This is a genomic window from Alteromonas abrolhosensis, from assembly GCF_001953635.1.
Classification (GTDB): domain Bacteria; phylum Pseudomonadota; class Gammaproteobacteria; order Enterobacterales; family Alteromonadaceae; genus Alteromonas; species Alteromonas abrolhosensis.
Map to the genome: position 1 here is coordinate 59,894 of NZ_MEJH01000008.1, position 25,636 is coordinate 85,529.

At 44.4% G+C, this 25,636-nt stretch carries 25 protein-coding genes; 18 read left to right on the forward strand and 7 right to left on the reverse strand.

The window, feature by feature from the left end:
* Nucleotide 1 precedes the first annotated feature (1 nt).
* The 11 genes from BGK61_RS12995 (at nucleotide 2) to BGK61_RS13045 (ending at nucleotide 12,508) form a co-directional block, all read left to right on the forward strand.
* A complete protein-coding gene (locus tag BGK61_RS12995) occupies nucleotides 2–1,204 on the forward strand; it encodes an NADH:ubiquinone reductase (Na(+)-transporting) subunit B (protein ID WP_014999630.1) in 1,203 nt (400 codons plus the stop codon).
* Entirely contained in the window at nucleotides 1,194–1,958 is a 765-nt protein-coding gene (locus BGK61_RS13000) for a Na(+)-translocating NADH-quinone reductase subunit C (RefSeq protein WP_014977464.1), read from the forward strand. Before BGK61_RS12995 ends, BGK61_RS13000 begins: the two co-directional genes overlap by 11 nt.
* 10 nt (nucleotides 1,959–1,968) lie before the next feature.
* Nucleotides 1,969–2,601, forward strand: a complete 633-nt coding sequence (locus BGK61_RS13005) for an NADH:ubiquinone reductase (Na(+)-transporting) subunit D (protein WP_014999629.1) — start codon at nucleotides 1,969–1,971, stop codon at nucleotides 2,599–2,601.
* Nucleotides 2,602–2,604: 3 nt separating this feature from the next.
* Nucleotides 2,605–3,213, forward strand: coding sequence for an NADH:ubiquinone reductase (Na(+)-transporting) subunit E (gene nqrE / locus BGK61_RS13010; protein WP_014950794.1), 609 nt, complete (start codon nucleotides 2,605–2,607; stop codon nucleotides 3,211–3,213).
* A 20-nt stretch (nucleotides 3,214–3,233) separates the two neighbouring features.
* Nucleotides 3,234–4,466, forward strand: coding sequence for an NADH:ubiquinone reductase (Na(+)-transporting) subunit F (nqrF, locus tag BGK61_RS13015; protein WP_014999628.1), 1,233 nt, complete (start codon nucleotides 3,234–3,236; stop codon nucleotides 4,464–4,466).
* 120 nt (nucleotides 4,467–4,586) lie between these two features.
* A complete protein-coding gene (locus BGK61_RS13020; RefSeq protein ID WP_076012405.1) occupies nucleotides 4,587–5,612 on the forward strand; it encodes an FAD:protein FMN transferase in 1,026 nt (341 codons plus the stop codon).
* Between the two features lie 9 nt (nucleotides 5,613–5,621).
* Nucleotides 5,622–5,855 (forward strand): (Na+)-NQR maturation NqrM, encoded by a 234-nt coding sequence (nqrM, locus tag BGK61_RS13025; protein WP_014950791.1) that lies wholly within the window; start codon nucleotides 5,622–5,624, stop codon nucleotides 5,853–5,855.
* A 291-nt stretch (nucleotides 5,856–6,146) separates the two neighbouring features.
* Nucleotides 6,147–9,731, forward strand: coding sequence for an FG-GAP repeat domain-containing protein (locus BGK61_RS13030; protein ID WP_076012404.1), 3,585 nt, complete (start codon nucleotides 6,147–6,149; stop codon nucleotides 9,729–9,731).
* A gap of 278 nt (nucleotides 9,732–10,009) precedes the next feature.
* Complete coding sequence (gene dinB / locus BGK61_RS13035) at nucleotides 10,010–11,083, forward strand: DNA polymerase IV (RefSeq protein WP_076012403.1); 1,074 nt, start codon at nucleotides 10,010–10,012, stop codon at nucleotides 11,081–11,083.
* A gap of 222 nt (nucleotides 11,084–11,305) precedes the next feature.
* Nucleotides 11,306–11,554, forward strand: a complete 249-nt coding sequence (locus BGK61_RS13040) for a DUF1653 domain-containing protein (RefSeq protein WP_014999624.1) — start codon at nucleotides 11,306–11,308, stop codon at nucleotides 11,552–11,554.
* Nucleotides 11,555–11,617: 63 nt separating this feature from the next.
* The gene (locus BGK61_RS13045) at nucleotides 11,618–12,508 is read left to right on the forward strand and encodes an MBL fold metallo-hydrolase (protein ID WP_076012402.1); all 891 of its coding nucleotides are present in this window, start codon (nucleotides 11,618–11,620) and stop codon (nucleotides 12,506–12,508) included.
* A gap of 262 nt (nucleotides 12,509–12,770) precedes the next feature.
* Here BGK61_RS13045 and BGK61_RS13050 read toward each other — a convergent pair whose 3' ends face one another.
* Together BGK61_RS13050 and BGK61_RS13055 are read right to left on the reverse strand one after the other, a co-directional pair.
* Nucleotides 12,771–13,778 (reverse strand): LacI family DNA-binding transcriptional regulator, encoded by a 1,008-nt coding sequence (locus BGK61_RS13050; protein ID WP_014999622.1) that lies wholly within the window; start codon nucleotides 13,776–13,778, stop codon nucleotides 12,771–12,773.
* A 67-nt stretch (nucleotides 13,779–13,845) separates the two neighbouring features.
* A complete protein-coding gene (locus BGK61_RS13055; protein WP_076012401.1) occupies nucleotides 13,846–14,364 on the reverse strand; it encodes a gluconokinase in 519 nt (172 codons plus the stop codon).
* 253 nt (nucleotides 14,365–14,617) lie between these two features.
* On the opposite strand from BGK61_RS13055, the gene BGK61_RS13060 reads away from it, so the two are divergent.
* Complete coding sequence (locus tag BGK61_RS13060) at nucleotides 14,618–15,958, forward strand: GntP family permease (RefSeq protein WP_076026088.1); 1,341 nt, start codon at nucleotides 14,618–14,620, stop codon at nucleotides 15,956–15,958.
* 74 nt (nucleotides 15,959–16,032) lie between these two features.
* Here BGK61_RS13060 and BGK61_RS13065 read toward each other — a convergent pair whose 3' ends face one another.
* Together BGK61_RS13065 and BGK61_RS13070 are read right to left on the reverse strand one after the other, a co-directional pair.
* Nucleotides 16,033–16,272 (reverse strand): VF530 family protein, encoded by a 240-nt coding sequence (locus BGK61_RS13065; RefSeq protein ID WP_014950784.1) that lies wholly within the window; start codon nucleotides 16,270–16,272, stop codon nucleotides 16,033–16,035.
* 69 nt (nucleotides 16,273–16,341) lie between these two features.
* Nucleotides 16,342–17,247, reverse strand: coding sequence for a sterol desaturase family protein (locus BGK61_RS13070; RefSeq protein WP_076012670.1), 906 nt, complete (start codon nucleotides 17,245–17,247; stop codon nucleotides 16,342–16,344).
* Nucleotides 17,248–17,334: 87 nt separating this feature from the next.
* Between BGK61_RS13070 and BGK61_RS13075 the strand changes: the two genes are divergently transcribed.
* Nucleotides 17,335–18,006 carry a Crp/Fnr family transcriptional regulator gene (locus tag BGK61_RS13075; RefSeq protein WP_076012669.1) on the forward strand — a complete coding sequence of 224 codons (672 nt, stop codon included), beginning with the start codon at nucleotides 17,335–17,337 and terminating at the stop codon, nucleotides 18,004–18,006.
* A 215-nt stretch (nucleotides 18,007–18,221) separates the two neighbouring features.
* Here the strand turns inward: BGK61_RS13075 and BGK61_RS13080 are convergent, their stop codons facing one another.
* Nucleotides 18,222–18,956 carry a helix-turn-helix domain-containing protein gene (locus tag BGK61_RS13080; protein ID WP_014999617.1) on the reverse strand — a complete coding sequence of 245 codons (735 nt, stop codon included), beginning with the start codon at nucleotides 18,954–18,956 and terminating at the stop codon, nucleotides 18,222–18,224.
* A 131-nt stretch (nucleotides 18,957–19,087) separates the two neighbouring features.
* On the opposite strand from BGK61_RS13080, the gene BGK61_RS13085 reads away from it, so the two are divergent.
* The 4 genes from BGK61_RS13085 to BGK61_RS13100 all read left to right on the forward strand — a co-directional run bounded on the left by BGK61_RS13085 (nucleotide 19,088) and on the right by BGK61_RS13100 (nucleotide 22,173).
* Nucleotides 19,088–19,498, forward strand: a complete 411-nt coding sequence (locus tag BGK61_RS13085; protein WP_014999616.1) for a hypothetical protein — start codon at nucleotides 19,088–19,090, stop codon at nucleotides 19,496–19,498.
* A gap of 173 nt (nucleotides 19,499–19,671) precedes the next feature.
* The gene (locus BGK61_RS13090; protein WP_014999615.1) at nucleotides 19,672–20,508 is read left to right on the forward strand and encodes a DUF2145 domain-containing protein; all 837 of its coding nucleotides are present in this window, start codon (nucleotides 19,672–19,674) and stop codon (nucleotides 20,506–20,508) included.
* A complete protein-coding gene (gene yiaA, locus BGK61_RS13095) occupies nucleotides 20,492–20,962 on the forward strand; it encodes an inner membrane protein YiaA (protein WP_076012668.1) in 471 nt (156 codons plus the stop codon). The genes BGK61_RS13090 and yiaA overlap by 17 nt, the downstream gene beginning before the upstream one ends.
* Nucleotides 20,963–21,111: 149 nt before the next feature.
* Nucleotides 21,112–22,173 carry a hypothetical protein gene (locus BGK61_RS13100; protein WP_076012667.1) on the forward strand — a complete coding sequence of 354 codons (1,062 nt, stop codon included), beginning with the start codon at nucleotides 21,112–21,114 and terminating at the stop codon, nucleotides 22,171–22,173.
* A gap of 54 nt (nucleotides 22,174–22,227) precedes the next feature.
* Here the strand turns inward: BGK61_RS13100 and BGK61_RS13105 are convergent, their stop codons facing one another.
* Nucleotides 22,228–23,214: a hypothetical protein gene (locus tag BGK61_RS13105; RefSeq protein ID WP_234349531.1), complete on the reverse strand. Its 987-nt coding sequence runs from the start codon at nucleotides 23,212–23,214 to the stop codon at nucleotides 22,228–22,230.
* 309 nt (nucleotides 23,215–23,523) lie between these two features.
* On the opposite strand from BGK61_RS13105, the gene BGK61_RS13110 reads away from it, so the two are divergent.
* Nucleotides 23,524–24,357, forward strand: coding sequence for a class II glutamine amidotransferase (locus BGK61_RS13110; protein WP_014999611.1), 834 nt, complete (start codon nucleotides 23,524–23,526; stop codon nucleotides 24,355–24,357).
* A 139-nt stretch (nucleotides 24,358–24,496) separates the two neighbouring features.
* Here BGK61_RS13110 and BGK61_RS13115 read toward each other — a convergent pair whose 3' ends face one another.
* A complete protein-coding gene (locus BGK61_RS13115; RefSeq protein ID WP_076012671.1) occupies nucleotides 24,497–25,549 on the reverse strand; it encodes a LysR family transcriptional regulator in 1,053 nt (350 codons plus the stop codon).
* Between the last annotated feature and the right edge of the window lie 87 nt (nucleotides 25,550–25,636).

Consider the following 25,636-nt stretch of genomic DNA (forward strand, 5'->3'; position numbering starts at 1 on the left):
CATGGGTTTAAAAGCGTATTTAGAAAAAATCGAACCAAACTTCGAACCAGGTGGTAAGCATGAAAAGTGGTATGCGCTTTACGAAGCTGCGGCGACCATTTTCTACACCCCAGGTAAAGTAAACAAAGCTAACACGCACGTGCGTGACAGCATTGACCTTAAGCGCATCATGATCATGGTATGGATGGCAACATTCCCAGCTATGTTCTTCGGTATGTATAACATTGGTTTCCAAGCGCAAGAAGCTATTGCTGCTGGCGCAGGAACACTACCTGATACGTGGCAAGCAGGTCTATTCGCTGCCCTTGGCGGTGACTTAGTAAATGCGGGTACACTAGGTCTATTCTTCTATGGCGCATGTTTCTGGCTGCCAATCTACGCGGTAACGTTCGCGGTAGGTGGTTTCTGGGAAGTATTGTTCGCGTCTGTGCGTAAGCACGAAGTTAACGAAGGTTTCTTCGTTACATCGGTACTGTTCGCATTAACACTTCCAGCTACTATTCCTCTATGGCAAGTTGCACTAGGTATTACCTTCGGTGTTGTAATTGCTAAAGAAGTATTCGGTGGTACAGGTCGTAACTTCCTTAACCCAGCATTGTCTGGTCGTGCATTCCTTTACTTTGCGTATCCTGCGCAGATTTCAGGTGACCAAGTATGGGTAGCGGCAGATGGTTATTCTGGTGCAACGTCTCTAAGCCAAGCGGCTTCAGGCAACCTTGATTACGCGAACATGGATCAGTGGATGAACAGCTTCATCGGTACTATCTCAGGTTCAGCGGGTGAGGTGTCTACACTTGCTATTATTCTTGGTGGCTTGTTCATCATGTACATGCGTATAGCAAGCTGGCGCATTGTTGCTGGTGTAGCAATTGGTGTTGCGTTCTTCGCAACCTTGCTAAACCTAATCGGCAGCGATACTAACCCTATGTTTGCAATGCCTGCTCATTGGCACTTTGTTGTTGGTGGTCTTGCTTTTGGTATGTTCTTTATGGCGACAGACCCAGTTTCTGCGTCGTTCACAAACCAAGGTAAGTGGGCTTACGGTATCTTCATTGGTTTCATGACGGTACTAATCCGCGTCCTAAACCCAGCCTTCCCTGAAGGTGTAATGCTAGCAATTCTATTTGCTAACTTGTGGGCGCCACTGTTCGACTATTTTGTCGCACAAAGCAATATCAAGCGGAGGGTAGCACGTGTCGGCTAAGAAAGAATCTTTAGGCAAAACGGTAGGTATTGTTGTTGCCGTATGTTTAGTTTGTTCAATTGTTGTTTCTGGCGCGGCTGTTGGCCTTCGCTCTCTACAACAAACAAACGCAGCTCTAGATAAAAAGAGCAACATTCTTAATGCTGCAGGCCTTTATGAAATGGGCATGAGCAATAGCGCAATTGAAAGCACGTACAGCGAGCGAGTAGAGCAGCGTTATGTAAATCTTGACGAAGGTACTTTCGTAGAAGCGCCTAAGCCAGATTACGATATGTATAAAGCAGCCAAAGAAACTGAGTACAGCACTAAGGTGACTAACAGTAATGTTGGTTTTCAACGCCGCCCTAACGTGGCAAGTGTTTACTTAGTTCGCGACGACGCAGGTGATGTATCTCGTATCATCCTTCCTGTGCACGGCAGCGGCCTTTGGGATCTTATGTACGGTTTCTTAGCGGTAGACGCAGACGGCCAAACGGTTCGCGAGCTTATTTACTATCAGCAAAAAGAAACGCCAGGACTAGGTGGTGAAGTGCAAAACCCTGCATGGCAGGACAAATGGGACGGCAAAGAGCTTTACGAGAATGGCGAAGTTGCTATTCGCGTAGTGAAAAATGCTAACCCTAGCAATCCTCACACTATCGATGCGCTTTCAGGTGCAACCCTAACCAGCAACGGTGTTGAAAACACTATTCGTTACTGGGTAGGCGAGCAAGGCTTCGGCCAGTTCCTGAAGAACCAAGCATGGCGTTCATAAGGGAAGTCTCATGGCAGATACTAAAGAAATGAAAAAGGCCCTCTTTGGGCCAATCCTGGACAACAACCCGATCGCCCTACAGGTATTGGGTATCTGTTCAGCACTGGCAATTACCACTAAGCTGGAAACAGCATTGGTAATGTCGCTTGCGCTTACAAGCGTTGTAGCGTTCTCAAACTTGTTTATTTCACTAATTCGTAACCAGATCCCATCTAGCGTTCGAATTATTATCCAGATGACCATCATTGCGTCGTTGGTAATCGTTGTTGACCAAATCCTGAAAGCGTATTCGTATGAAATATCGAAGCAGCTGTCGGTATTCGTTGGTCTTATCATTACTAACTGTATCGTAATGGGTCGTGCTGAAGCCTACGCCATGAAGAGCCCACCTCTAATGAGCTTCCTTGATGGTATTGGTAACGGCTTGGGTTACTCTTTCATTCTAGTTGTAATTGGTACAATTAAAGAGCTATTTGGTTTCGGTACTATTTTAGGTTTCGAAATCCTTCCACTGGTTCAAAACGGTGGCTGGTATCAGGGTAACGGTTTGTTGATCCTACCATTCAGCTCATTCTTCTTAATCGGCGGTATGATTTGGTTTATCCGTACTATCCGTCCAGAGCAAGTAGAGCCTAAGGAGTAAGTCATGGAACATTATTTGTCGTTATTTGTTCGCTCAATTTTCGTTGAGAACATGGCGTTATCACTTTTCTTAGGTATGTGTACATTCCTAGCGGTATCTAAGAAAGTTAAGACTGCTATGGGTCTTGGTGTTGCAGTTATCGTGGTACTAGGTATCTCTGTACCCGTTAACCAAGTTATTTATGTAAACATTCTTGCTCCAGGCGCACTAGCATGGGCAGGTTTCCCAGAAGCTGACCTAAGCTTCCTTAACTTCCTAACGTTTATCGGTGTTATCGCGGCGTTGGTACAGATTCTAGAGATGAGCTTAGACAAGTTCTTCCCTGCGCTTTACAACGCACTAGGTATCTTCCTTCCGCTAATTACCGTTAACTGTGCAATCTTCGGTGGTGTGGCGTTTGCGGTACAGCGTGAATACAACTTCACTGAAAGCATCGTTTACGGCGTTGGTAGTGGTATGGGCTGGGCACTAGCAATTGTATTGCTAGCGGCAGTACGTGAAAAGCTGAAGTATGCTGATATGCCTGATGGTGTTCGTGGTCTTGGTTCTGTATTCATGATCGCTGGCCTAATGGCACTTGGCTTCCAGTCATTCACTGGTATTCAGCTGTAATAGAGCTCGGGAGCATATAAATGAATAACGTAGAAATATTTCTTGGCGTCGGCATGTTCATTGCCATCGTATTGGCGCTAGTATTTATCATTATGTTTGCCAAGTCTAAATTGGTACCAAGTGGTGATGTAACTATCACTATCAATGGTGACCCAGACAAGGCAATCAAAACTGCACCGGGTGGCAAACTTCTTGGTGCACTAGCTGACGCAGGTTACTTCGTATCTTCTGCTTGTGGTGGCGGTGGCTCATGTGGTCAGTGTCGTGTAGATGTACACTCAGGTGGCGGTGAAATTCTTCCAACTGAACTAGACCACATCACTAAAGGTGAAGCGCGTCAGGGCTGTCGTCTTTCGTGTCAGGTTGCTATTAAGCAAGACATGGAAATCGAACTTGAAGAGTCGGTATTTGGTGTTAAGAAGTGGGATTGTGAAGTTATCTCTAACGATAACAAAGCAACCTTCATCAAAGAGCTTAAGCTTAAAATTCCTAACGGTGAAAGCGTACCTTTCCGTGCAGGTGGTTATATTCAGATTGAAGCGCCAGCTCACCATGTTAAGTACAAAGACTTTGATATTCCTGAAGAGTATCGCGGTGACTGGGAGCGTTTTGGCTTCTTTGACATCGAGTCTAAAGTAGACGAAGAGACAATTCGTGCATACTCAATGGCAAACTACCCAGAAGAAGAAGGCATTATTATGTTGAACGTGCGTATTGCTACGCCGCCACCTAATAACCTAAGTCTACCTGCTGGTAAAATGTCATCGTATATTTGGAGCCTGAAAGAAGGTGACAAAGCGACTATCTCTGGTCCATTCGGTGAATTCTTCGCGAAAGAAACTGACAACGAAATGGTATTCGTAGGTGGTGGTGCTGGTATGGCCCCAATGCGTTCACACATCTTCGATCAGCTTCGTCGCCTTAAGTCTAAGCGTAAGATGAGCTTCTGGTACGGTGCACGTTCACTTCGTGAAATGTTCTATACAGAAGACTTCGATGAGTTAGCAGCAGAAAACGATAACTTTGAGTGGCACGTAGCACTTTCTGATCCTCAGCCAGAGGACAACTGGGAAGGTTACACAGGGTTCATTCACCAAGTACTTCTTGAGAACTACTTGAAAGATCACCCTGCACCAGAAGACTGTGAGTTCTACATGTGTGGACCACCTATGATGAACGCGGCCGTAATCAACATGCTTAAAGATTTAGGTGTTGAGGACGAAAACATCATGCTTGATGACTTCGGTGGCTAAGCTACTCGCTTAAAAAATTAAGCATATTAAAAGGGGCGTAAGCCCCTTTTTCGTTGAAGCAAAACGCATAATGCACATAATACCCGTTCCGTTTTGTGCATATTAGCTAAGGACAACATCGTGATTCGATTTGCTATTCGAATATTCCTCGCCTTTGTTGCGGTAGGTATTCTACTTCTCGCAAGCTGTAGCGACGAAAAAACGCCTGTAGTGCACCTTCAAGGGCAAACAATGGGCACAACCTACAATATAAAATATCTTGTAGAAGAAGCGCCTGTGGAAGGCTTACAGGCTGAAATAGACGCCCGTCTTGTTGAGGTAAACAAGATGATGTCTACCTACGACCCAACATCAGAGCTTTCAAGATTTAACCAATATCGCTATACCGACAATTTCGCCGTATCGCCAGATACGCTAACCGTGGTTAATGAGGCGTTACGCTTGGCAAACCTTAGTGGCGGAGTACTAGATGTTACCGTTGGCCCATTGGTTAATTTGTGGGGGTTCGGCCCAACTAAGCGCCCTGAAAAAGTACCAAGCCAGACAGACATCGACGATATTCGCGAATATGTGGGTTATAAGAAGCTGTCAACTACGCCTACAGGTTTAAAGAAAAGTCACCCAATGCTTTATGTCGACTTGTCGACTATTGCTAAAGGTTTTGGCGTTGATGAAGTGGCAGAGATCCTTGAAAAGCACAACATTGAAAACTACCTTGTAGAAATAGGTGGTGAAATGCGTGTGAAAGGTGAACGCGGTGACGGCAGTGAGTGGCTGATTGCCATTGAAAAGCCAGTTACCACTGAGCGTGCCGTTCAGAAAGTGGTGTCTATTGGCACTAATGCAGTCGCTACATCAGGAGACTATCGCAACTATTACGAAGAAGATGGTGTTCGTTACTCGCACCTAATCGACCCCACAACGGGCAAACCTATTTCTCATAACCTGGTTTCGGTTACAGTAATTCACCCTTCTTCAATGACGTCGGATGGTCTAGCCACCGCGTTTAACGTAATGGGGTGGGAACAAGCGATAGCGGTTGCTGAGCAAGAACAACTTGCTGTATTCCTCATTCGTCGCACAGAAGACGGATTTGAAGAGTATGCGTCGCCAGAATTTGATAAACTGGTCACAGTTCATAATTAGGGGGTAGCAATGTCTACATTTATCCTTGCTTTTGGTTTCTTTCTAACAATGGTACTGGCTATGGCTGTAGGTTACCTTTTTCAGAAAAAATCAATCTCTGGAAGCTGTGGTGGCTTAGGTGCACTAGGTATTGAAAAGGCCTGTGACTGTCCAGAACCGTGTGACCGTAAGAAGTCACGCATGGAAAAAGAAGAAGCCCGCCAGAAAAAGCTAAACGAATGGAAGCAAAACCAAATTTTGTGATGCTTCACCCATCTTTCGTTTAAGATTTAAAAGCGCTGTTTGAGTAATTCGACAGCGCTTTTTTGTATCTGTCAGCTAACGTACTTCACCTAATCTGGTCAGCTCATTCGATGTAGCATTAGGTTTGCTTCAAGAGCCAACCGTTATCGTTACAGACGAGCCTGTGACAAGCATTTAAATTTGTGAACATCATTATGCTCGCCCTATATTTCGTTGCTCCACATTTATATTTACGCTAAATTTAAACTTCAAAAAATACTAATTCCAATAACAACAGATCAAGGAAGAGCTATGACACGCAGTGTACGCCTCGGGACTATCGGTATAGTCGCATTAACCTTAGCGGCTTGTGGAGGCGGAGGTTCGGACTCTGCGGGGCCGGTAAATGGAGGCTCCTCTTCGGTTTCGCCATCTACCATCATCAAAAACGCAAAAGATTACGACGCGTCTCGACTTAACACTGCAGCCAAGTCACTTGCAAACGCCCAATACAAAGGCAAAACAACTGATGCGGAAGTTGATCTTCAGTTGGTCCAACAAGCGTTCAATTTATTATTTAGTGATTCTGTTATGACGGTGCCAGAACTGGCAGAACAGGACTTCACTGATGATGTAAAAAGCGGAGCGATTAAGAAAACATACGCCTGTGATCAAGGTGGTAGCGTTGCCTATGACGGGAAGGTGACAGACTCCTTAACAGGTGTCATCGCCATGAATTACCAAAACTGTTGGTCATATAGCAACGGCATAGCCATTTCCGGATCAACGGCCATCGCCATTGAAAGCGTGTCAGAGAGCGCTGTGAAATACAGCTTGTATGTTGATAGCCTCACTTGGACTTACGACGGCGTACCTTATACTTTGTCGGGTGTCGTCTCAATCGATGAAGGCTTCAACGAAACTAACGGTAACTATTACGTAGATACCAGCCAGCATGTCGCGTTCACTATTGGCTCAGAGCAATACAAATTAGAAGGCGATTTCAATATACATGATTCGCCTAATGAAACCGTAAACCATGCTGAATTAGACTTCTATGTTGGCTCTAAAGGTAAATTAGCTATTGAAGCAGAGGCCCCTGAATATTTATGGCCATACATGTATATGGGGGAAGTAGTTGTAGCAGGTGATAAAACTGCAACGTTACTTTTCGAAGAAGGCATTATTCGTTATCTAGAAGATACTGATAACGACGGTAACTACGATGTAGGTACATTTTTAGTCGATGCCTATGATTTAATTGGTGGTAACCTTGCTGACAGAACTCTTGTCGCTATTACTGACATGTCTATCCCACCAACTGTCTATGCACCTGAATTTTACAACTGGGACACAGTCGATACAACGACACCTATTACCGTTAGTCCCGGCTATTATAATGATAACGATACAGACTACGAAGATTTATCGGTCAGTTTCCGGTGGTACATCAACGGTGTCTTAGTAGAGGACATATCAGGTGATACCTTACCGGCCTACCGCGCTGTATTTAACGATTTAGTTGAAGTATCTATGGTCGTTTCAGATAGTGCTAACACTGTAGAGTCAGGTCGCATTTCAATTGTTCTGTCGGATGCACCGGCACAAGTAGCGTTCGAGAATTTACCAGAGTCAGTGTCTCCAGGAGAATTTATCGAATTCAGAGCCATTGTGTCTGACCCTGATCTTGGTGACAACCAAGGGATACCCACCTTAGTATCAGCACCTTCAGGTGCTACCATTAATGAAGATGGATTGATTTCTTGGCAAGCGCCGAGTAATCAGTTGTTTAAAACCCAGCTTTACGCATTTGGTTTTTCGACGGGGCAAGAGGGGGCTGAAGTAGTCAAAACCCATGTCTCAGTGACTAATAATGAGGTTCAAGAATTAGCTCGCTCGGGTATTGAAGTGCCTAAAATGAACAATTCAATGGTAGTGGGTGACTTTGACCATGACGGCGACAATGAAGTTCTTTCCACCGATTCTGCAAACCGCATATTCTTGCTGTCTTATCAAAATGGCAGCTATAACCAAACTTGGATGTACCCATACATAATGGCGGACGCTGGAAAAGTTAAGCAAGTTCTCAGCACAGATTTTGATAACGATGATTACCCCGATATTCTAGTGATATCTGAACACAGCGTATCCGTTATTACCGACATTGACGAGACGGCAACAACGCTTTTTACTACCGACAATTACATACATAGTGCTGTTCTCGGTGACATAGATAATGATGGTGACGATGAATTGGCCTACCTATATTCATCACGTGATTACGGCGAAGCCAGTGATATTGTGGTGGTAGACCTTGGTTCGCCCGAAACACCTTTATTTACGTTTACCGCTGAAGATACCTATGAAATTGCTCTGGGTAATGTAGATTCCGACACTCAGTTAGAACTGGTTACCAACTCTGGTTTGGTTTATGACCTTGGATCTGGGGAAAACCAGTGGTTTTTGAATTCAGGATTTAGTAGTCGCCACATTGCTGTTGCCGATATAAATGGCGACGGTATTGAAGAAATTGTAGGGGCTGACAGTTGGTCTTACATCTATGTGTACTCAGCACAAAACAAATCTCAAATTACGAGTGTTGAGAATTTTAATACTTGTGACATTAGCGCAGGAAAACTGACTGATGATAGTAATCCTGTATTGCTTGTAGGGGACTGCCAATGGGGCAATGTTCACGCCATGAAGCTGTCTAACAATACGCTAACTTCAGTATTTAGCATTGATATGGTGGATCATGGTTCTACCTCGCTGACCCTTGGCGATGCCGACAACGATGGCCTTAATGAACTGTTATGGGGCACTGGCACTACTTCTTCTGGTGAAGATTTACTTGTAACGGCAGATGTCACGGCAACTTCTGCAACAATAAAAACGACAGCAACTACACATCAACTAGATAGCTTTAATGCGGCTGGGTGGGCAGATTTGTATCCTGGTGACGAACGTGCTGTTTTCTTCGTACCGAGTACGGGGAGCGGCTATGACGGCTCTAAAGTCTTACTAATGGAGAACACAGGGAATTACATCACTAGTGAAGAAATTTCCTCTAACTGGGATAACTCTAGTATTGCCGTAACTACCGATTACAACAATGATGGTGCCGGTGATTTATTCCTGCCTACTGCACAAACCTATGATGGCGCATTCGCTGCAATGCGATTAAATGATTTCTCTATTCAATATGAGATTACAGGCGACTATTCGAACGATGTTTCAGTTATCAAGGCATTCGACTTCAATAACGATGGTTTTGATGATGCAGTCTATGTTGATGGTCGCACATTAAAAGCGGTCGACGTGAACAATCAACTTATGTTGGCTACTTACACCATGCCTCAATATTTCCGTGATTTTGATATTGTGTCGATGAATGGCAATGTGTATGTGGCGCTCTCTCAAGGTAACGACATAACGCAATTACTAACGCCAACAACATCTGGTTTCTCTATTCAGGCAAGCGCCGATATTTCTTGTGCGCGTCTTACCTTTATAAACGCTGATAGTGACGCTGCATCCGAACTTGCCTGTTATAACGATCAGAGCCAATCTCTGGTTATTTTTGAAGTAAATGAAACCACTTTGACGAAGACATCAGACGTTTCTGTAAATATGAGTATTGTCGACATGGTAGCCAATCCAGTAACCGCTACTGAACAGACACTTCTTGTGACGTCGGCGCATGACGGTGACTGGGGTTACTATAGTGCTTCTGAACTCAGCGAAATGACGGTTGAAGGCATCAGTATTTGGAAGAGCCCTGCGTTGATTGGCCCAGCCCGCAGCCACTCTCTACATGCGAGAAAATCTGCTGAGGGAAGCCTGGAAGTGATGATGTCGACATCACGAGTAATGTATTGGTTAGGCCGAGCGAAGTAGGTAACTCCGCTTAAGTTAATTCTGATACTTTTCAAGGCGATTTATGATTGAGCGGCGACACTCCAACGTTGGGGTGTCGCCGCTTTTTATTGACTACTCTCGTTCAGTCAACCACCCATTATAAAATGCCTTCGTTTTAACGCCTGCCTCTTATCGGGGATTAGGGACCCGTTAATATTATCAATATTCCATAACGAGGTAGTGTAATTAAACGTTATTGATAATATACTGTCTTTTTGTACAGTTTCGTGTGAGCACGTTAAGAGCAAAGGCAGGTAATGCGAAAAATTATCCACGTCGACATGGATTGTTTTTACGCCGCAGTTGAAATGCGCGATAACCCAGCCTTGCGCGATATTCCCATTGCGATTGGCGGCAGTGCCGACCGTCGAGGGGTTATTTCTACCTGTAACTACCCCGCCCGTAAATTTGGTGTGCGCTCAGCTATGGCCACAGCGTATGCCTTAAAGCTATGTCCTAACCTCACTCTAGTGAAAGGGCGCATGGATGTATACGCTGCTGAGTCGCAAAAAATACGTAAGATATTTGCTGACTATACCGACCTCATTGAGCCTTTATCATTAGATGAAGCCTACCTAGACGTGACCAACAGTGAATTTTGTGGTGGCAGCGCCACGTTAATTGCCGAAGAAATACGCGAGCGCATTAAAAGTGAACTTGGGCTTACCGCTTCAGCAGGTGTCGCTCCCTGTAAGTTTGTGGCAAAAGTAGCGAGCGATGAAAACAAGCCTGATGGAATTTGTGTTATTACTCCTGATAAGCTCGATGAGTTTGTACGCGACATGCCTTTAAAGAAAATACCGGGCGTGGGCAAAGTCACCATGCAAAAGCTTCAGCGTATGGGGCTTAATACCTGCGACGATGTTCGCCAATACCCTTTTGAGCGTATTCAAAAAGAGCTGGGTAAATTTGGCAGTGTGCTGTGGGAGCGAGCTCACGGTATTGATGAACGTGAACTATCGGTATCTCGTGAACGCAAGTCTATTGGTGTGGAGCGTACGTTAAGCGAAGACATCCACACCTTAGAGCAGTGCATTGACTTCTTGCCACATTTATTTGAAAAGCTTCAAGAGCGAATGGAAAATCACAAGAAGCGAACGGGTAAGCCGGTACGTATTCGCACACAGGGAGTAAAGCTTAAGTTTAACGACTTCCAATTAACTACGGTAGAACACCGCTGCGTAACGCTGGATGAAGCGTATTTTCGCACGTTAATGCAGGAAGCCTTCGAGCGAGCAACTGGACGGGGTATCCGCCTTGTTGGGGTACATATAGGTCTTGCTGCCGACCAATCAACACAGCAGTTGGTTTTACCGTTTGGTCAGATTTAAATGAAACGCCTCACACACTTTTAATAGATGCTGAAGGGCTCTAGCCTCACTTCAGTTGCTTGTTATACTCAACGTAATGATGCTGCACTAAACATCCATCAATTTAGGTAGCTTTTCAAAAGCCAGGTTTACACAAATAAGCAGATAGAGCTCATTGAACTCTACTGTGCAACCGTGGCAAATACGCCTTTACAATTTCACTCTACTTTTTCGAAGGATAATATGGACGCGAAACAACTTAAAACCCCAGGTCGCTACAAGCATTACAAAGGTAATTTATACGATGTATACGAAGTGGCGACGCATTCAGAAGACGAAAGCAAGCTAGTGGTATACCGCCCATGCTACGGCGAAAAAGCGCTTTGGGTTCGCCCTCTAGATATGTTTGTTGAGTCGGTTGAAAAAGATGGAGAAACCCTTCCTCGTTTCGCTTATGTTGGTGATATTCCTGATGATGAAAAAATGATCTAATTGTGAATTTAGGTCATAGTGTAAGAGGTCTTATTTAAACAGGCTTTTTACAAGGAAATAATAATGAAAACTGCACCTCGTTTTAGCACACATATTATGGCCGCACTCATCGCTGTGAGCCCGCTGGCATATTCAACGTTTAACACCGCTAGCGCACAAGATAGATTTGCCGATGTCGAAGTAAAGGCAACCGCGATAAAAGGCTCTGTGCACATGCTAACGGGGGCTGGCGGAAACATTGGCGTATCAGCCGGGGAAGACGGTGTTTTGATCATTGATGATCAATTCGCTCCCCTTGCTGAAAAAATAGCAGCACAGCTTGGTGAGTTAGGCAGCGACAAGCCAAAATACGTGATAAACACTCACTATCACGGCGATCACACGGGCTCTAACGCATTTTTCCACAGTCATAAAGGTGCAACCATTCTTGCCCATGAGAATGTGCGAGTTCGTTTAGCTATCGATGAAAAAGTAAAACCCGAAGCGCTGCCAACTATCACCTATGAAGACGGAATTAAAATTTACTTCAATGGTGAAACCCTTCACGTGATGCACTTAGCAGTAGGCCACACCGACGGCGACAGCGTAGTGTGGTTCGAGCAACCAAACGTAATGCACACAGGGGATTTGTTCTTTAATGGTCGTTTTCCCTACATTGACCAAGGCGCAGGTGGCAATGTTGAAGGCTATATGGACTCAGTAAAACAGCTGCTTGCTAAAATAGATGACGAGACGGTTATCATTCCTGGCCATGGCGACATAAGTAACAAGCAAGAATACAGCGCATTTTTAGCTATGATCTCTGAAACGTTCAACTACGTTAAGGCACTTAAGCAAGACGGCAAAACCCTTGATGAAGTTAAAGCAATGGGCTTAGATGAAAAATGGGCCGACTGGGGCTGGAATTTCATTAGCGAAGAGAAGTGGATAACTACGCTTTACACCGATGCTTAACTAGCAACGTCGCGTTTAATAATGAATAAATGAGCAGGGGAGTATCTCTTACTACCCTGCAATTTATTTAAAAAGGATTTTCACAGAGTTGTTGGGCAAATGGTTCAAGGACAAAAGGCTTTCAGGCAGAAGGCTTTTGGGCGCCAGTTTTTTGGCTACCACGCCCAAGGGACTAGGTTAGAAGAGCTAGACTAGAGTAGCTAGTTAGAGAGTACTAGGCTAACGGGCACTAAGTCTAAGGGCTGAAACTTTCAGATGTCTGCTAAGCAGTTTCTCGTATTTTAAGCTCAAAGGGTAAAACTTGGCTCGCTCGTTCAACGTCTTCGCCTTCTATTAGCGCTATCAATGATTCGGTTGCCATTTCTGCCATCTTTCGGCGCGGGACTGAAACCGTTGTTAGTGCTGGGTAAATTGAACGTGCAAAACTCAAGTCGTTGAAACCGCAGATATCGATATCTTTGCCAGGTTTAATACCTCGCCTATTACATTCCATGACCGCGCCGGCCGCAAGTTCGTCGCTCACAAAAAATAGCGCATCAGTATCGGGCCACTTATGCAGTGTTTCTGAGAGAAGCTCAGCACCAGCTTGAAATGAAGCGTCGGCTCTAGAGGAGACATATCGCGTTGCTGATAGCCCTGCATTGTCAAGCGCGGTTTCCCAGCCCTGTTTTCTCAATATTGCGCGCCAATCTAAAAACAAAGAGCAAAAAGCAATATTACGGCGCCCTTTGTCGATGAGATGTTGGGTCATAGATTGGGCTGCTAATTCGTTATTTACCCCATAGTTAATATCAAAGGGCTCACTAGAAATATCCATAATTTCGGCTACAGGCGTCCCTGTGGCTAGCAGCATTTTTCTCGTTTCTTCAGTATGGCGCGTCGAAGTAAGAATGAAGCCACTCACGTTCTGTTGAATGTAAGATTCGACAGTACGCTCCTCGCCAAGCTCGGTATAGGTCGAGTCGCCAATCATCAGTGCATAATTTGCCTTATCGGCAACGGCCTTCACACCTAACATTACATCGTTAAACACATTGTTTCCGAAGGATGGGAGTAGTAATGCAATGGTTCTATTGTTGTCTGCACATAGCGATTGGGCGGCACGGTTAGGGATATAATTTAGCTCTCGCGCTGCCTTTTTAATTTTGAGGGCTAACGATTTAGAAATGCCGCTAGAATTATTTAGTGCCCGAGATACAGTAGTTTTGTGAACCCCTAAATGATTGGCTACATCTGATATTTTGGTGCGAGACTTTTTTACCTTACTCATTCTTCAATCTTTTAACGTGCCGCTAGTTCCGGTAATCAGCGCAGTAGACGAAATAACGTCGCCAGTCTTACTCTGATATTAAAGGGCGAATAAAGTCTTCGGCTAGCTTGGATACATGCTCGAAGGACTGCGCCACATCAATAATGAATGCGCTTTCTTTTGAAGGCAGCTCTAAGGCTGCAAACTGGCTTTCGAGCATAGCATCACCGTTAAAAAAATGCTCCCGTTGTTTTAATCGCGCGCTTAGCACTGACTGTGAAGCTTGAAGATAAATAAAATGGCAGTGAGACGAAATGTCTTTGGTTAGCACGTCACGATAAGCTGAGCGCAGCGCTGAACAGCTTATAACCACGTTGCGGCCAGCGTGAAGGTGCTGTTTGGCAATCATGTTTAGGGTAATTAGCCATTCCCATCTGTCTGCATCTTGTAGCGGTATGCCAGAAGACATCTTTTCTACGCTTGCTGCGCTGTGGTAGCGATCTCCTTCTTCAAAAGGCATAGCAAACCGTTCAGCTAAATGTCGACTTAATGTTGATTTTCCCGTCCCTGAAACTCCCGAAACGAAAAATACATGGCGGTGGGTCATAAGTTTACTTCTCACAGTTTAGTTCAGGAGGATACGCAGAGATATTCTCACTATCAGCACTACCATAAATATTAGTTTGGAAACCGGTTGCGTTCAAGTGGTGATTATAATATTGTTATGAAAATACAATGTTATTTAATAAATAATTAACATCGGCCGGGAAGTACTTAGGTCGATGTTGATAGCAAGCTAATGTTGGCTTGTGGCTTCGTCATACTATGATGAGGTCGTTATCAGGTACCAGAGAACACGTATGACCGATACCTTTTCACTTCTTTTTGTCGCCATTTGCAGCATCGTGCTTCTAACTTATTTAGTGGTAGTTAGAAAAGTGCATGCTTTCATAGCAATCTTGGTGGCTGCAGCATTTGTCGGTCTTGGAACGGGAATGCAAGCGGCCGATGTGCTGGCATCCATGCAATCAGGCATGGGCAATACGCTGGGATTTGTGGCCACTATCGTTGGGCTGGGTGCTATGTTCGAGCAGTTCTTAGAAGAGTCTGGTGGTATCGATAGACTCGCGCAAACCATTAATACTAAGTTTGGTGAGAAGAACAGCCAGTGGGCGGTTGTGCTTACGGGGTTTTTGGTGGCAATTCCAGTTTTCTTTGAAGTCGGGCTCATTATCTTAATGCCACTAATTTATTCATTGGCGAAGAAGTCAGGGAAATCGCTCATTTACTACGGTATTCCGCTTACTGCTGGGCTTGCCGTAACCCATGCCTTCATACCTCCTACACCCGGTCCCGTCGCGGTAGCCTCAATTTTAGGGGCTGATATCGGCTTAGTCATATTATTCGGCTTTATTGTGGGCGTACCTTGCGCATGTTTAGCCGGTCCAATTTATGCGACGTTTTTGGCCAAGCGCTTGTATGTACCGGTTCCTGCTCACATTTTAGAGGCGTCGCACAATAAACCTGCGCACCTTCCCAGTTTTGCTTCAGTGGCTGCGCTACTGATATTTCCTCTGGTGGCTATTTTGATTGGAACGTTAGCGAAGTTCACACTACCCGATGGTTTCTTGAAAGAGGCGTTGCTATTTATTGGTCATCCCTTCATTGCCCTGACCATCGCCACCATCGCCTGTTTTAAAGTACTTGGGAAGAAGCAGGGCTTATCTAGCGAGCAAATTAGAAACATCGCATCGAGAGGGTTAGAACCGGTTGCCTTGGTCATTCTGGTAACAGGCGCGGGTGGCATGTTTAAACAAGTGCTCATCGATTCTGGGGCGGGGCAGGCCTTCGCCGATGTTGTCGCACTATCGCCGCTCCCCCCGTTGGCAGCCGGGTTTCTTATCGCAATTTCAGTCAGAATTATTCAAGGGTCGGCAACAGTTGCTATGTTAACAGCTGCAGGTTTAATGGGCCCTGTAGTGCAGGATTTGGCCTTTTCACCTGCCGTGCTTGCGCTGATGACAATCGCTATCGCAGCGGGAGCCACGGCCATGTCTCATGTGAACGATACGGGGTTTTGGATCATTAATCGTTATTTTGATATTTCGGTGAAAGACACCTTTGTTTCTTGGACATGCATGGCGACCTTAATAGGGTTTATTGGGCTTTTTCTTGTGTTATTGCTTGGTTTATTTGTCTAATGTCCCTAGCGGCTTAGGCCGACTTTGAACGCTTTTATGGAAACCGGTTTCAATCTTTTGCAGCTCAAATGGCTTTAAGATTCACCATTTGAAGCATTATTACTAAACGTCTGAATATAAAGCTGCTCTACTTTATCTCGCGCCCATTGGGTTTTTCTAAGAAACTTAAGTGACGATTTAATCGAAGGATCATTATTGAAGCAGTTCACTTTGATGCGGTAATACAATCCATCCCATCCGTAACGCTCGTGAAGTTGCGTGACGATTTTCTCTAGCGTTAAGCCATGTAAGGGGTTATTGGGTTGTTGATTCATAAAGTGCCGCTGCTTGTTCTAGATTAAGACCCTATTCTAGCACGAACCTACTTGCTGCGTACCAATGCGCTAGGCTTTACCTTCAATTGTTTCACACGAGGGTAATTGTTTTGTGTTTGGTATCAAAGGTTGGCTAGCATCGTTCACTTTCGTCGATGGACTTTGCACTGCTTTAGGCTTTCGCGGCGTTTTATAAAGCGGCCAAATAAGCTGTTCTTTCCAGTTGGCGTAAAACATACCCTCAATACCGTATTGTGCAGGATATTGTCTTGTGATCTTAGCGGTTCCAAATAGTACATCCCAGAAGAACAACAGGTTTCCATAGTTACCTTTGTAGTTGGTCACGCCGTCATCTGCTTTTAACCCATGATGCGCACTATGTGTAGAAGGCGTTGATATCGTGCGTTCAATTACCCAGGCCACAGGATGTAACCACCGAATACTGTACAGTGTTTTGTCCCATTTCCACTCTGCGTGTGCGCCGGTGATAACGGTAAGTTTAACCACCAAGTAAAAGGCATAGGTCCAACCCAAACCCAGGTAGATCAGTGCACCGGAAAACCAAAGTGAAGGCATAAACAGGTAATAGAAAAAGTTATTTCTGTAAATGATGCGAACACTCATGTACTTAGCGTTATGGTGTGCTCTATGTAGGTTGTAAAGAAATCGGGTGGAATGTGACAGCCTATGCCACCAATATTGCATCATGTCATCGAAAATCAAAAGTAGCGCTATGTGTGAAAGAATAGGGGAATCTACAAGTATTCCCTGAAGTTGAGGAAATGCTAGTGCCATCATTGTTGCAGAACAAAAGAGAACCAGTGGCTGGGTTACAATAAATAAAAGTAACGTACCTATGAGCTCTACTTTTCCATCATCGCTTACTTCTGTCGCTTTTTTAAATAGCTTACCGTTCTTCGCTTCCAGCAAAGCAAACGTGATAAAAACCGTTAAAATTGCCCATTGATAACCCATTGTAATGACTCCCACCAAGAGATTGTTGAGAGTGAATTTACATTGCGTTAACATGCAAGAATATATACTTGTATAGATTTGAATGTCATGTCCTACATCCACGGCAAGCAGCAAACCATTATGCCTGACGAATACGTCGAGCTTTGTTTGCCTTTTGGAACGCTAAGAACCTATGCGGCTACCGCGACAATCCACGATAGGGGAAGTAAAAACAAAGGGCTGTCTGTTGTAGTATCAGGAGAAGTAAAGATTGGTAATTATGGCCTGGACGGCAGTTATCAAATTACTACTGTATTGCAACGAGGAGATACGTTTGGCGAGTTCACATTGTATGCATCACTTGCAAGAACGCATCACGCTGAAGCGCTAACGGAATGTAAGGTATTACAAATACCTGAACCTGCTTTTCGTTCTCTGACAAGCCAACATCCAGCGATTGCTGAATTCATCACCCGGTCACTGGCAATAAAGCTTCACTCGGCGCTGGAAAGGTTGGATGATATTCGACGCTTACCCACTCACGTCCAGTTAGCTAAGCTAATTTATCAATCGTATCTTACCTCTAAGCACGTCTTTATACCCTTAAGGCAAAGCGATTATGCTGAAAGATTGGGCGTTACCGTACTTACCGCACATAAATCATTAACGAAGCTGTATGATTTAAAGTTGATTGAAAAGCGCTACGGGGGCGTGGCAATTACCCAGGTCGAGCGATTGGAAGGCTTTTTAAGAGAAAGTTCGTCACTATTACCATTGTAAGAGCGGCTACTGTCCTCCACATGCGAGAGCGCCAAAAGACCCTCCCGCAAATTTATTCCACGCCCGCGGCAACTCATGCATCAAGTTTTACGCTGGCTTTAGCCCATCCAAAATAATGTGCTGAATGTTGCTTAGCGTGCTCTCGAAGAAAGCGGGATCGCTTAAAAATGGGGTCAGAGTACTTTTTTATTTAATGTACTCTGACCCCATTACTTTTATTTTCGCTTCATATTTTCAAAAAGTGAAGGCTCCCAAGGCCGCATCGCCATTAAAAGACCAATGTGCTGGCGTTCTTCAATTGGTAGGGCATTATCTTCGCTGCTGAGTTTTGCTGCTTCTTGTCGCAGTTGTTCAAGACGGCGCTGAATAATCGAAACCGAGGTCTGAGAATAGCGGCCGCGTAAATAGAAACGGAACATCCATGGCTCGTTCTTCTTTGGAGCCATAAACTTCACCATTACTTCCTGCTCCATAAATTTTTCTAGCGGGCCGCCAGGGATCCAGCGAAAGTTTTGCGCAATGAGCAGCTTGTAGCGGTTATTCGGTAACAGCTCTATAAGCTTAAGTTTATCTAAGGTTGTCATTAGCTTAATGCCCTCGACCTCAGAAATATTGTAGTGCTTGATGATTTCCGAGAAGCGCCAGCCATCACGCACACAAACTGCTGCAAGCAGTAGCTTGGGATTGGCAAGTAACTCCATTTCTTGTTGCTCAGATAGCTGGGAAATTTTTTCCTGCTGCTTTTGCGACAGGCTAAAAAGGTCGCTCAATGACAAATTTAGGCATTCACAAATCTGTTCCAGCTTGTCGAGGCTGAAAGCCTGTAGAGAGAAATTTCGTTTTACGCTGGCCTCGCTTACGTTCAGTTTCTGTGCGATCTGTTTGTAGGTAAATCGCTGCTCTCGTAAACATTGTTTAAGCGTGTCGTAAACAAGGTTAATTTGGCTCATGGTATTAAATATTTATACTTGTGGTGTAGTTTAATACTACATCAGCGATTGTGGTTTACGAAATTTATTCTTGGTTCTAGTGTAGAACATGTTCAGGCACATCTCGCCTTTAAATACTAGGAGCAAGTGATATGAAAAATTCGCGTTCAACATTGATGTTAACTGCACTATTAAGTAGTGCGCTTCTTACCCATTCTGTAATGGCAGATGATTCTATCGACCACAGTGGCAAAGCCAGTAAACATAGCGCGCTTGCAGCATCTGAAGGCTTAGCTACGACGGCGTCAGTAGCGAGTGCCGTAGTCGCTGTTCCGGTGATACTAACCGGCAGTGCTGTAGTGGCAGGTAGCGCAGTTGCTGAAAGTGTGATTGACGAGAGTAGCCGCAGTATTCACGGAGCTAGTCATCAGTCCTCCGTTGATAATAACCAGCCGTTAGTGATTACCGAAACAATCATTACAGCAGACCCTGCACCAAACAAAGTCGTTGCGACCACTAACACAACAACGACTACGACAACTACTACCACAACTAAACGCTAACGGTAATTAATTGCTAGCGGCTTGGAGTGCGACTGGAAGCTATAAAAATTGCTGTAGCTTGGTAAAAAACTGCTACAGCGAAGCGTTGTGCATCTAGTACTTCATAAAAATTAGTGAGCGCTTTAAGTGGGTCTTATTCAGTGCAAGTCGAGAAAATCTAAGCAGGGAAGAGTATGAAAACGTTTTTGTATTCAATGGCTGTGGCTTTGGTACTACTTACTGCCAACGCTAATCAAGCTTTGGCAGGTAGTCAGCAGCACGGAAAACCTTCGTTTTCACCAGAAGCCATTGCCATTTTTTCTAAAGAAGTAGAAAAGTATGCGGCAAGCCAAGGAGCTCGTGCTTTCATTATTGCAAGGCGAGGTAGACCGATTGAAGACATGCCGGAGGGCATTCGCTTCACGCACACTGCTATTGCTATCTACTCAAGCATTCAGCTAGATAATGGAGAGACTGCTAAAGGCTATGCAATCCATAATTTGTATCAAGATGCTGATGAACAAGACGTGAGTCATTTAGTTACAGATTATCCTGTAGATTTTTTCTGGAGTGCTTATGCGCTCGAGGCTGGCCTGATTATCCCATCGGTTGCCGTGCAGCAAGCGCTTCTAAGTATGTACAGCGAAGATAAAGCAAAATTGTTGCATAACCCACGCTATTCAGTGGTTGCTAACCCATTCAACAGTGAACGACAAAACTGTACCGAGTACACCCTAGATGTGCTGAATGCTGCGGTGTACTCCACCACAGATATAGCCCAGCTAAAAGCTAATGCAAAGGCATATTTTACGCCGCAAAAAGTAAACATGAGCCGCGCCAAACTTGGCTTGGCGAGTATGTTCAGCGACGGCGTGACGCTGTCCGATCACGGTCGTAAGGTGGAAACAACTACATTTGGCAGCCTTGCTCGTTACATGCAGAAATACGATTTATCGGAAAAGGCAGTTATTTTTGCGAGTAACGGTGAGACAACTATTATCGAGGAATTTAACAATGCAGACTCAGAATAAACCAACGAAAGCATTTCGCATAGCTTCACTGGCAGCCCTAATTGTGGGTGTAAGCGCTTATTTTATCGGCCTTTACAATGCCCCAATGGCGCTTAATGAAAAGGGTTATTACTTCACCATTATGTTATTTGGCTTGTTTTCTGTGGTGAGCTTACAAAAAACGGTACGCGATAAAATGGCAGGTGTGCCAACTACCAAAGCGTATTTCCTTGCATCAGCTGTAGCCACCGCATCAGCCATCGTATTGTTGGTAATTGGCTTATTAAATGCTGAGCTTTTATTAAGTGAAAAAGGCTTCTTCGGCATGGCCTTCATATTAAGCCTTTTCGCCGCTATTACGGTGCAGAAAAACGTACGCGATAGCCAAACTACAGACGAATCAAGCAGCACAAAAAGCGATACTCAAAGCAACGCAATTGAGCACGAAGACTCTCCCAAAGTGAAAGCTGCTTAAAAAATGGGGTCGGAGTACATTTCTATGTAATGTACTCTGACCCCATTAGTTTTACGATTTACGCTTTTGGTTTCGGCGCATTTTCAGTATGGTAGGTGTAACGCTGGTTCGGCATTCAGCCAGCTTGTTTAACGCATCAGGGATGAATTATGCGCAAACCCGTTAAATACCGGATAGCTTTTCTAATAGTTGCTGCTGCCTGCTTTTATGTGGGCGCATTATTTTTACCTGAAACCCTTCCTGAAATAACCTTCTCCTTTGAAAGTATTTGGGCTGAAGCACATTGGCGAAATACCTTGCTTGTTACGTTAGCATATTTTGTCTTTTTGCCTGTACTTTACTATTTCTGGATCATTCAAGTTGGCAATCAGGCTCTGTGGAAATTATTGTTAGTTCTTTCTTTAAGTAGTTTGGTCGCACGCTATAACTATCCAGAGCAGTTAGCCTATTACTTCGAATTCATTACCTATCTTAAATATCCGATTATTGCCGTATTGATGGTGATAGAAATTCTCCTTCTGGTAACGATAGTTAAAGCGTTGTGGGGGGCTCGAAAGCTCTCTGGCGATCCGCGAATTCATATGCTGGAACAATATGAAGGCGATAACATTTATGAAAAAGGGTCAAAAGAAGCAAAGAAGTTAGAGTTGGCACTTATGTTTGCTCATGAGCCCGCCAGTTGGTACTACGCCATTCCTCGTTTTAGTAGAAACCATGTTCCCGCCATAGCCAATCTGCATTTATGGTCCGCACAGTGGTGGCATGTGTCACTGGTTTGTGTAGCGCTTGTAGTTGCGACGTATGCAAGTTATCTCGCCATAGCACTTTGGAGTGAAACGGTTGCCATTGTCGTGGCAACCTTGGTTTTTTACCTCATAGTGATGTTTATTGCTAACTACAGAGTCAGCAAGCATTACTCTGTTTACCTTATAAAAGATAAGCTTATGGTGAATAATTCGTGGTGGGGAATGACTGTTATTCCACTTTCCAATATTAAACAAGTAGAAACAGGCAGTTGGACGGCTGCTTCAACAAAAGAACAGTTCCATTTCGGTATAGGCAACGCAAACGTTAAACTTACTTTTGTTTCAGAACAAAAGTATTACTCTGGTTTAGCGACTTTTATTGAGTCGATGGACACACTCTATCTCAGCGTCGACGCCCCTTCAGCACTACATGAGATTTGTCAGCCCCAACAACACGCCGAATAAATGGGGTCAGAGTACATTACTAAAAAAGTACTCTGACCCCATAATTTCACAATGCTAGTCGGTTTTGGCTTGCCATTCAGCTAATTGCTTAGCGATTTGTGCTGAGACTCGTTCGTCAACTATTGCGGCGCGCCGATTCATTTCGTGGTGCCATTGGCTGTTTTGTTTAATATGTGAAGGCACTGGCGCATGACGGTTCAAAGGACCCGGGTAATAGTATGCGTCAGCAACGTCTGAAAGCTTTTGAATTGTGTCGTTTGCAAATCGTGCTGAAACGCTGGATAAAGGGGAGTTCAATTCACTCTTTTCGTTAAGCAAAACGAGCGTAGGAGTAGAAATATCAGGTATTGTCGATGTAGAAAAATGGGTCCATATTGTCGCAATATTTAGGTCCTTAAGCTTAGAAGTAAAGGGCACAAACTCATTGATTGCTTCCCCGCGCTTTAACGACACCGGCTGCTTTAATGTATGCATTGCGCCAAACAGAAGAATCGCTTTATTGTTTTGTTCAGCTATCTGCTTCACAGTCTTTTCATAGTTAACAATGCGTGTTTTGGTGAGAGACTGCCATTGCTCTTTGCTCAATCTTTCCCATTTAAACTCTGGTTCAGCAAGAGCTATGCGAACTTTATGGTTTGACGATGCATTGAGTAATCTTAGTGTCTGCACAAAATGGCGGTAATGCTCATATTGCCACGCCATAAAATAAATACTGTCCTGCCACAAAGGCTCTAATTCTTGCAGTGAAACCTTTGTATTGGGATTAAGCAAATAATCATCCAACTCAGCTTGGTAATGGCTATTACCAAACTCAGTCACAATGACGTCGACACTCTCAAAGATATCACGATCAGACAGGGCGTTGATTAAGAGCTCTGTCGGTGTTGCGGAGCCGTGTATATCACCAATTGCCACGATTTGATGTTCGCTTAATAAATGCTTAAAGGTTTGATTTACCTCGTAGTTCCCAGTATTAGCGATATGAGTTGAAGGCGAAACCTCGTTAGCAAAAGAAGTGTAGGGTAATAACACCGAACACATAACAATGACGAAAAACGAATAAATCGAGAAAGAGTGGTAGCGCATCATATATATGAAAGAGTGGTTTGTTTGTAATTGTTTATCATTATTATTTATTGTAAATGAAAGGGGAGGTAAACATAAAACGGACGTTTTTACGCAATTCAATTAAAATAAAGTGGTATGAAGGTTATTGGCTTTAAAAAATTAAATGGGTTGTAAGGTCTGTTGCCTCTCCTTTATTACGGACCAATGTCGAATTGATTCGGCTAAAGTGCTTGCGTATTCTCGTCGTACTTCATGAAATAACTGCTATAGGTAATAAACGCTGTGTGTGAACTTTTAGGCATGAGTGCGAACACTCCCACTGACCTATGTTTTAGTTTTACCGGGCTGACTCGCCGCGGAGGTGAAACAGGGCCGCATAAAGACGGCTGGGGCGTTGCTTTTTATGAAGGGAAGGGCGTGCGTATGTTTCACGATCCCGAGCCTTGCGCCACATCACCCATCGCTGACTTTGTTTCGAAGTTGCCTATAAAAAGCAAGAATGCGATTTGCCATATTCGTCAGGCTAATGTGGGTAACATTAACTTAGCTAACACGCATCCCTTTACTCGCGAACTGTGGGGGCGATATTGGGTGTTTGCGCACAACGGGCAACTACCTAGCTTCTCGCGCCGAACGGGTATTTACGAAGCAGTTGGGGACACCGATAGCGAAGAGCTTTTCTGCGATATTATGAATAACGTCAGGCAAAACCTCCCTCGAGACGCTATGCCAGAGCAGTTAGCTGAAACGCTGGTGGCACTTTCAAAGGAGTATGCTCAGCAAGGTGTATTCAATTGCTTGCTGAGTAACGGCGATTGGCTATTTACGTTCTGTAGTACAAAGTTAGCTAGCATTACTCGTAGAGCACCTTTCGGCCCCGCTTGTTTGAGTGATGTAGAGGTGGAAATTGATTTTGCAGCTGAAACCACGCCAAAAGATGTAGTGAGCATTATTGCTACTGAACCGCTAACAAACGATGAACAGTGGGATATCTACGAACGGGGCGAGTGGAAGTTATGGCAGGAAGGCGAAGTCATAGCCTCGGGTAAAGTGGATGTCCCTGAACACAAAAAAGAAGCCGAAATGGTAGCGCCAGATCCATCGCTTCACGACTAATCACGAATTGTGGGGTCAGAGTAACGTTAATTGCCCCGCTCTCAAAAAGCTCGCCGCTTAGTTGTTAAACCAGCCTAATAATGTACTCTGACCCCAATATTCAGGTTAGCTAGATCGATAATGTACTCTGACCCCATTTTTAACCCAATACTTGGGTGATGGTTTGTTTCACTACTTGGTAGCGGGCGGGTAGAGCGCTGTGGGGTGTTTGAACACTGTATAGGGGCTCGGTTACTTCATTTTTGGCTTTGTAGACGGTAAGTTTGTCGGCAAAAGACACAAAGTCTAGTGTGCTGGTGGGCAGCACGGTGTAACCCAATCCTTCGCTTACCGGCAGTAGAATTTGCGAAAGCTGGTTTATGTAGCCGGCATGAGGCAACTTATTTGGATTAATGTTAGCTAACTCAGCTTCTCCGCAATCGTTGAAATAGCGCTGTAAGTAGTGCATTGCATCAGGGTGATTGATAAGCCCTAAATGCTTGATGACGGATTTTATTGTTCTACCATCACCAGTTTTACTCTTTGCTTTTCCAGATACGCTTGCTACTTTTGCTACCGAATCCGAATCCGAATCCGAATCCGAATCCGAATCCGAATCCGAATCCGAATCCGAATCCGAAACAAAACCCTGCGCGTTTTCAGATAACTCAGGAACCTGCGCAGCAAGCGCGTCAGGTAGACTACGCGGTAGAATAAGCCCCAATGCTTCTTCGCCTAAATACTCACTATGTATATCTTCGCTCTCTGGCTGGTTTGTCACAATGCCAAGCTCCAGCGTATTGCTCGCAATGCCTGACAAAATAGTACGACGAGGTGCGACTTCCACGTGAATATTAAGCGCGCTATGCTGTTTTTGCAGTGCCAGTAAGGCTGGGTAAATACGCTGAGCAATAGCACCCGAGCAGGCCACTACGCACTTACCTTCAAAAGGGGCGTCAAACTTTAAGCTGGTAATAAAATCTTCCTCTTTTTCCTGCTGCTCCTTGGCATAGTGGTACACACGCTGGCCCTGTTCAGTTAGCTGAATCCCTTTGCCTAAACGGACGACTAGTTCACACTGACAAGCCTCTTCCAGTTTCTTAAGGTGCTGACTTACGCCCGGCTGCGTCATAAACCGTTGTTCTGCGGTGCGCGTAAAGTTCCCCGTTTCTGCTAACGTGATGAAGGTGTCTAGCCAAATAGGGTTTATCATTTTTATATAATTTAAATTTATCAAATTTAGAAAATATCATAATTTCATGTTTCATCTTTGTCTAGCTACTATGTATGCACATTCACT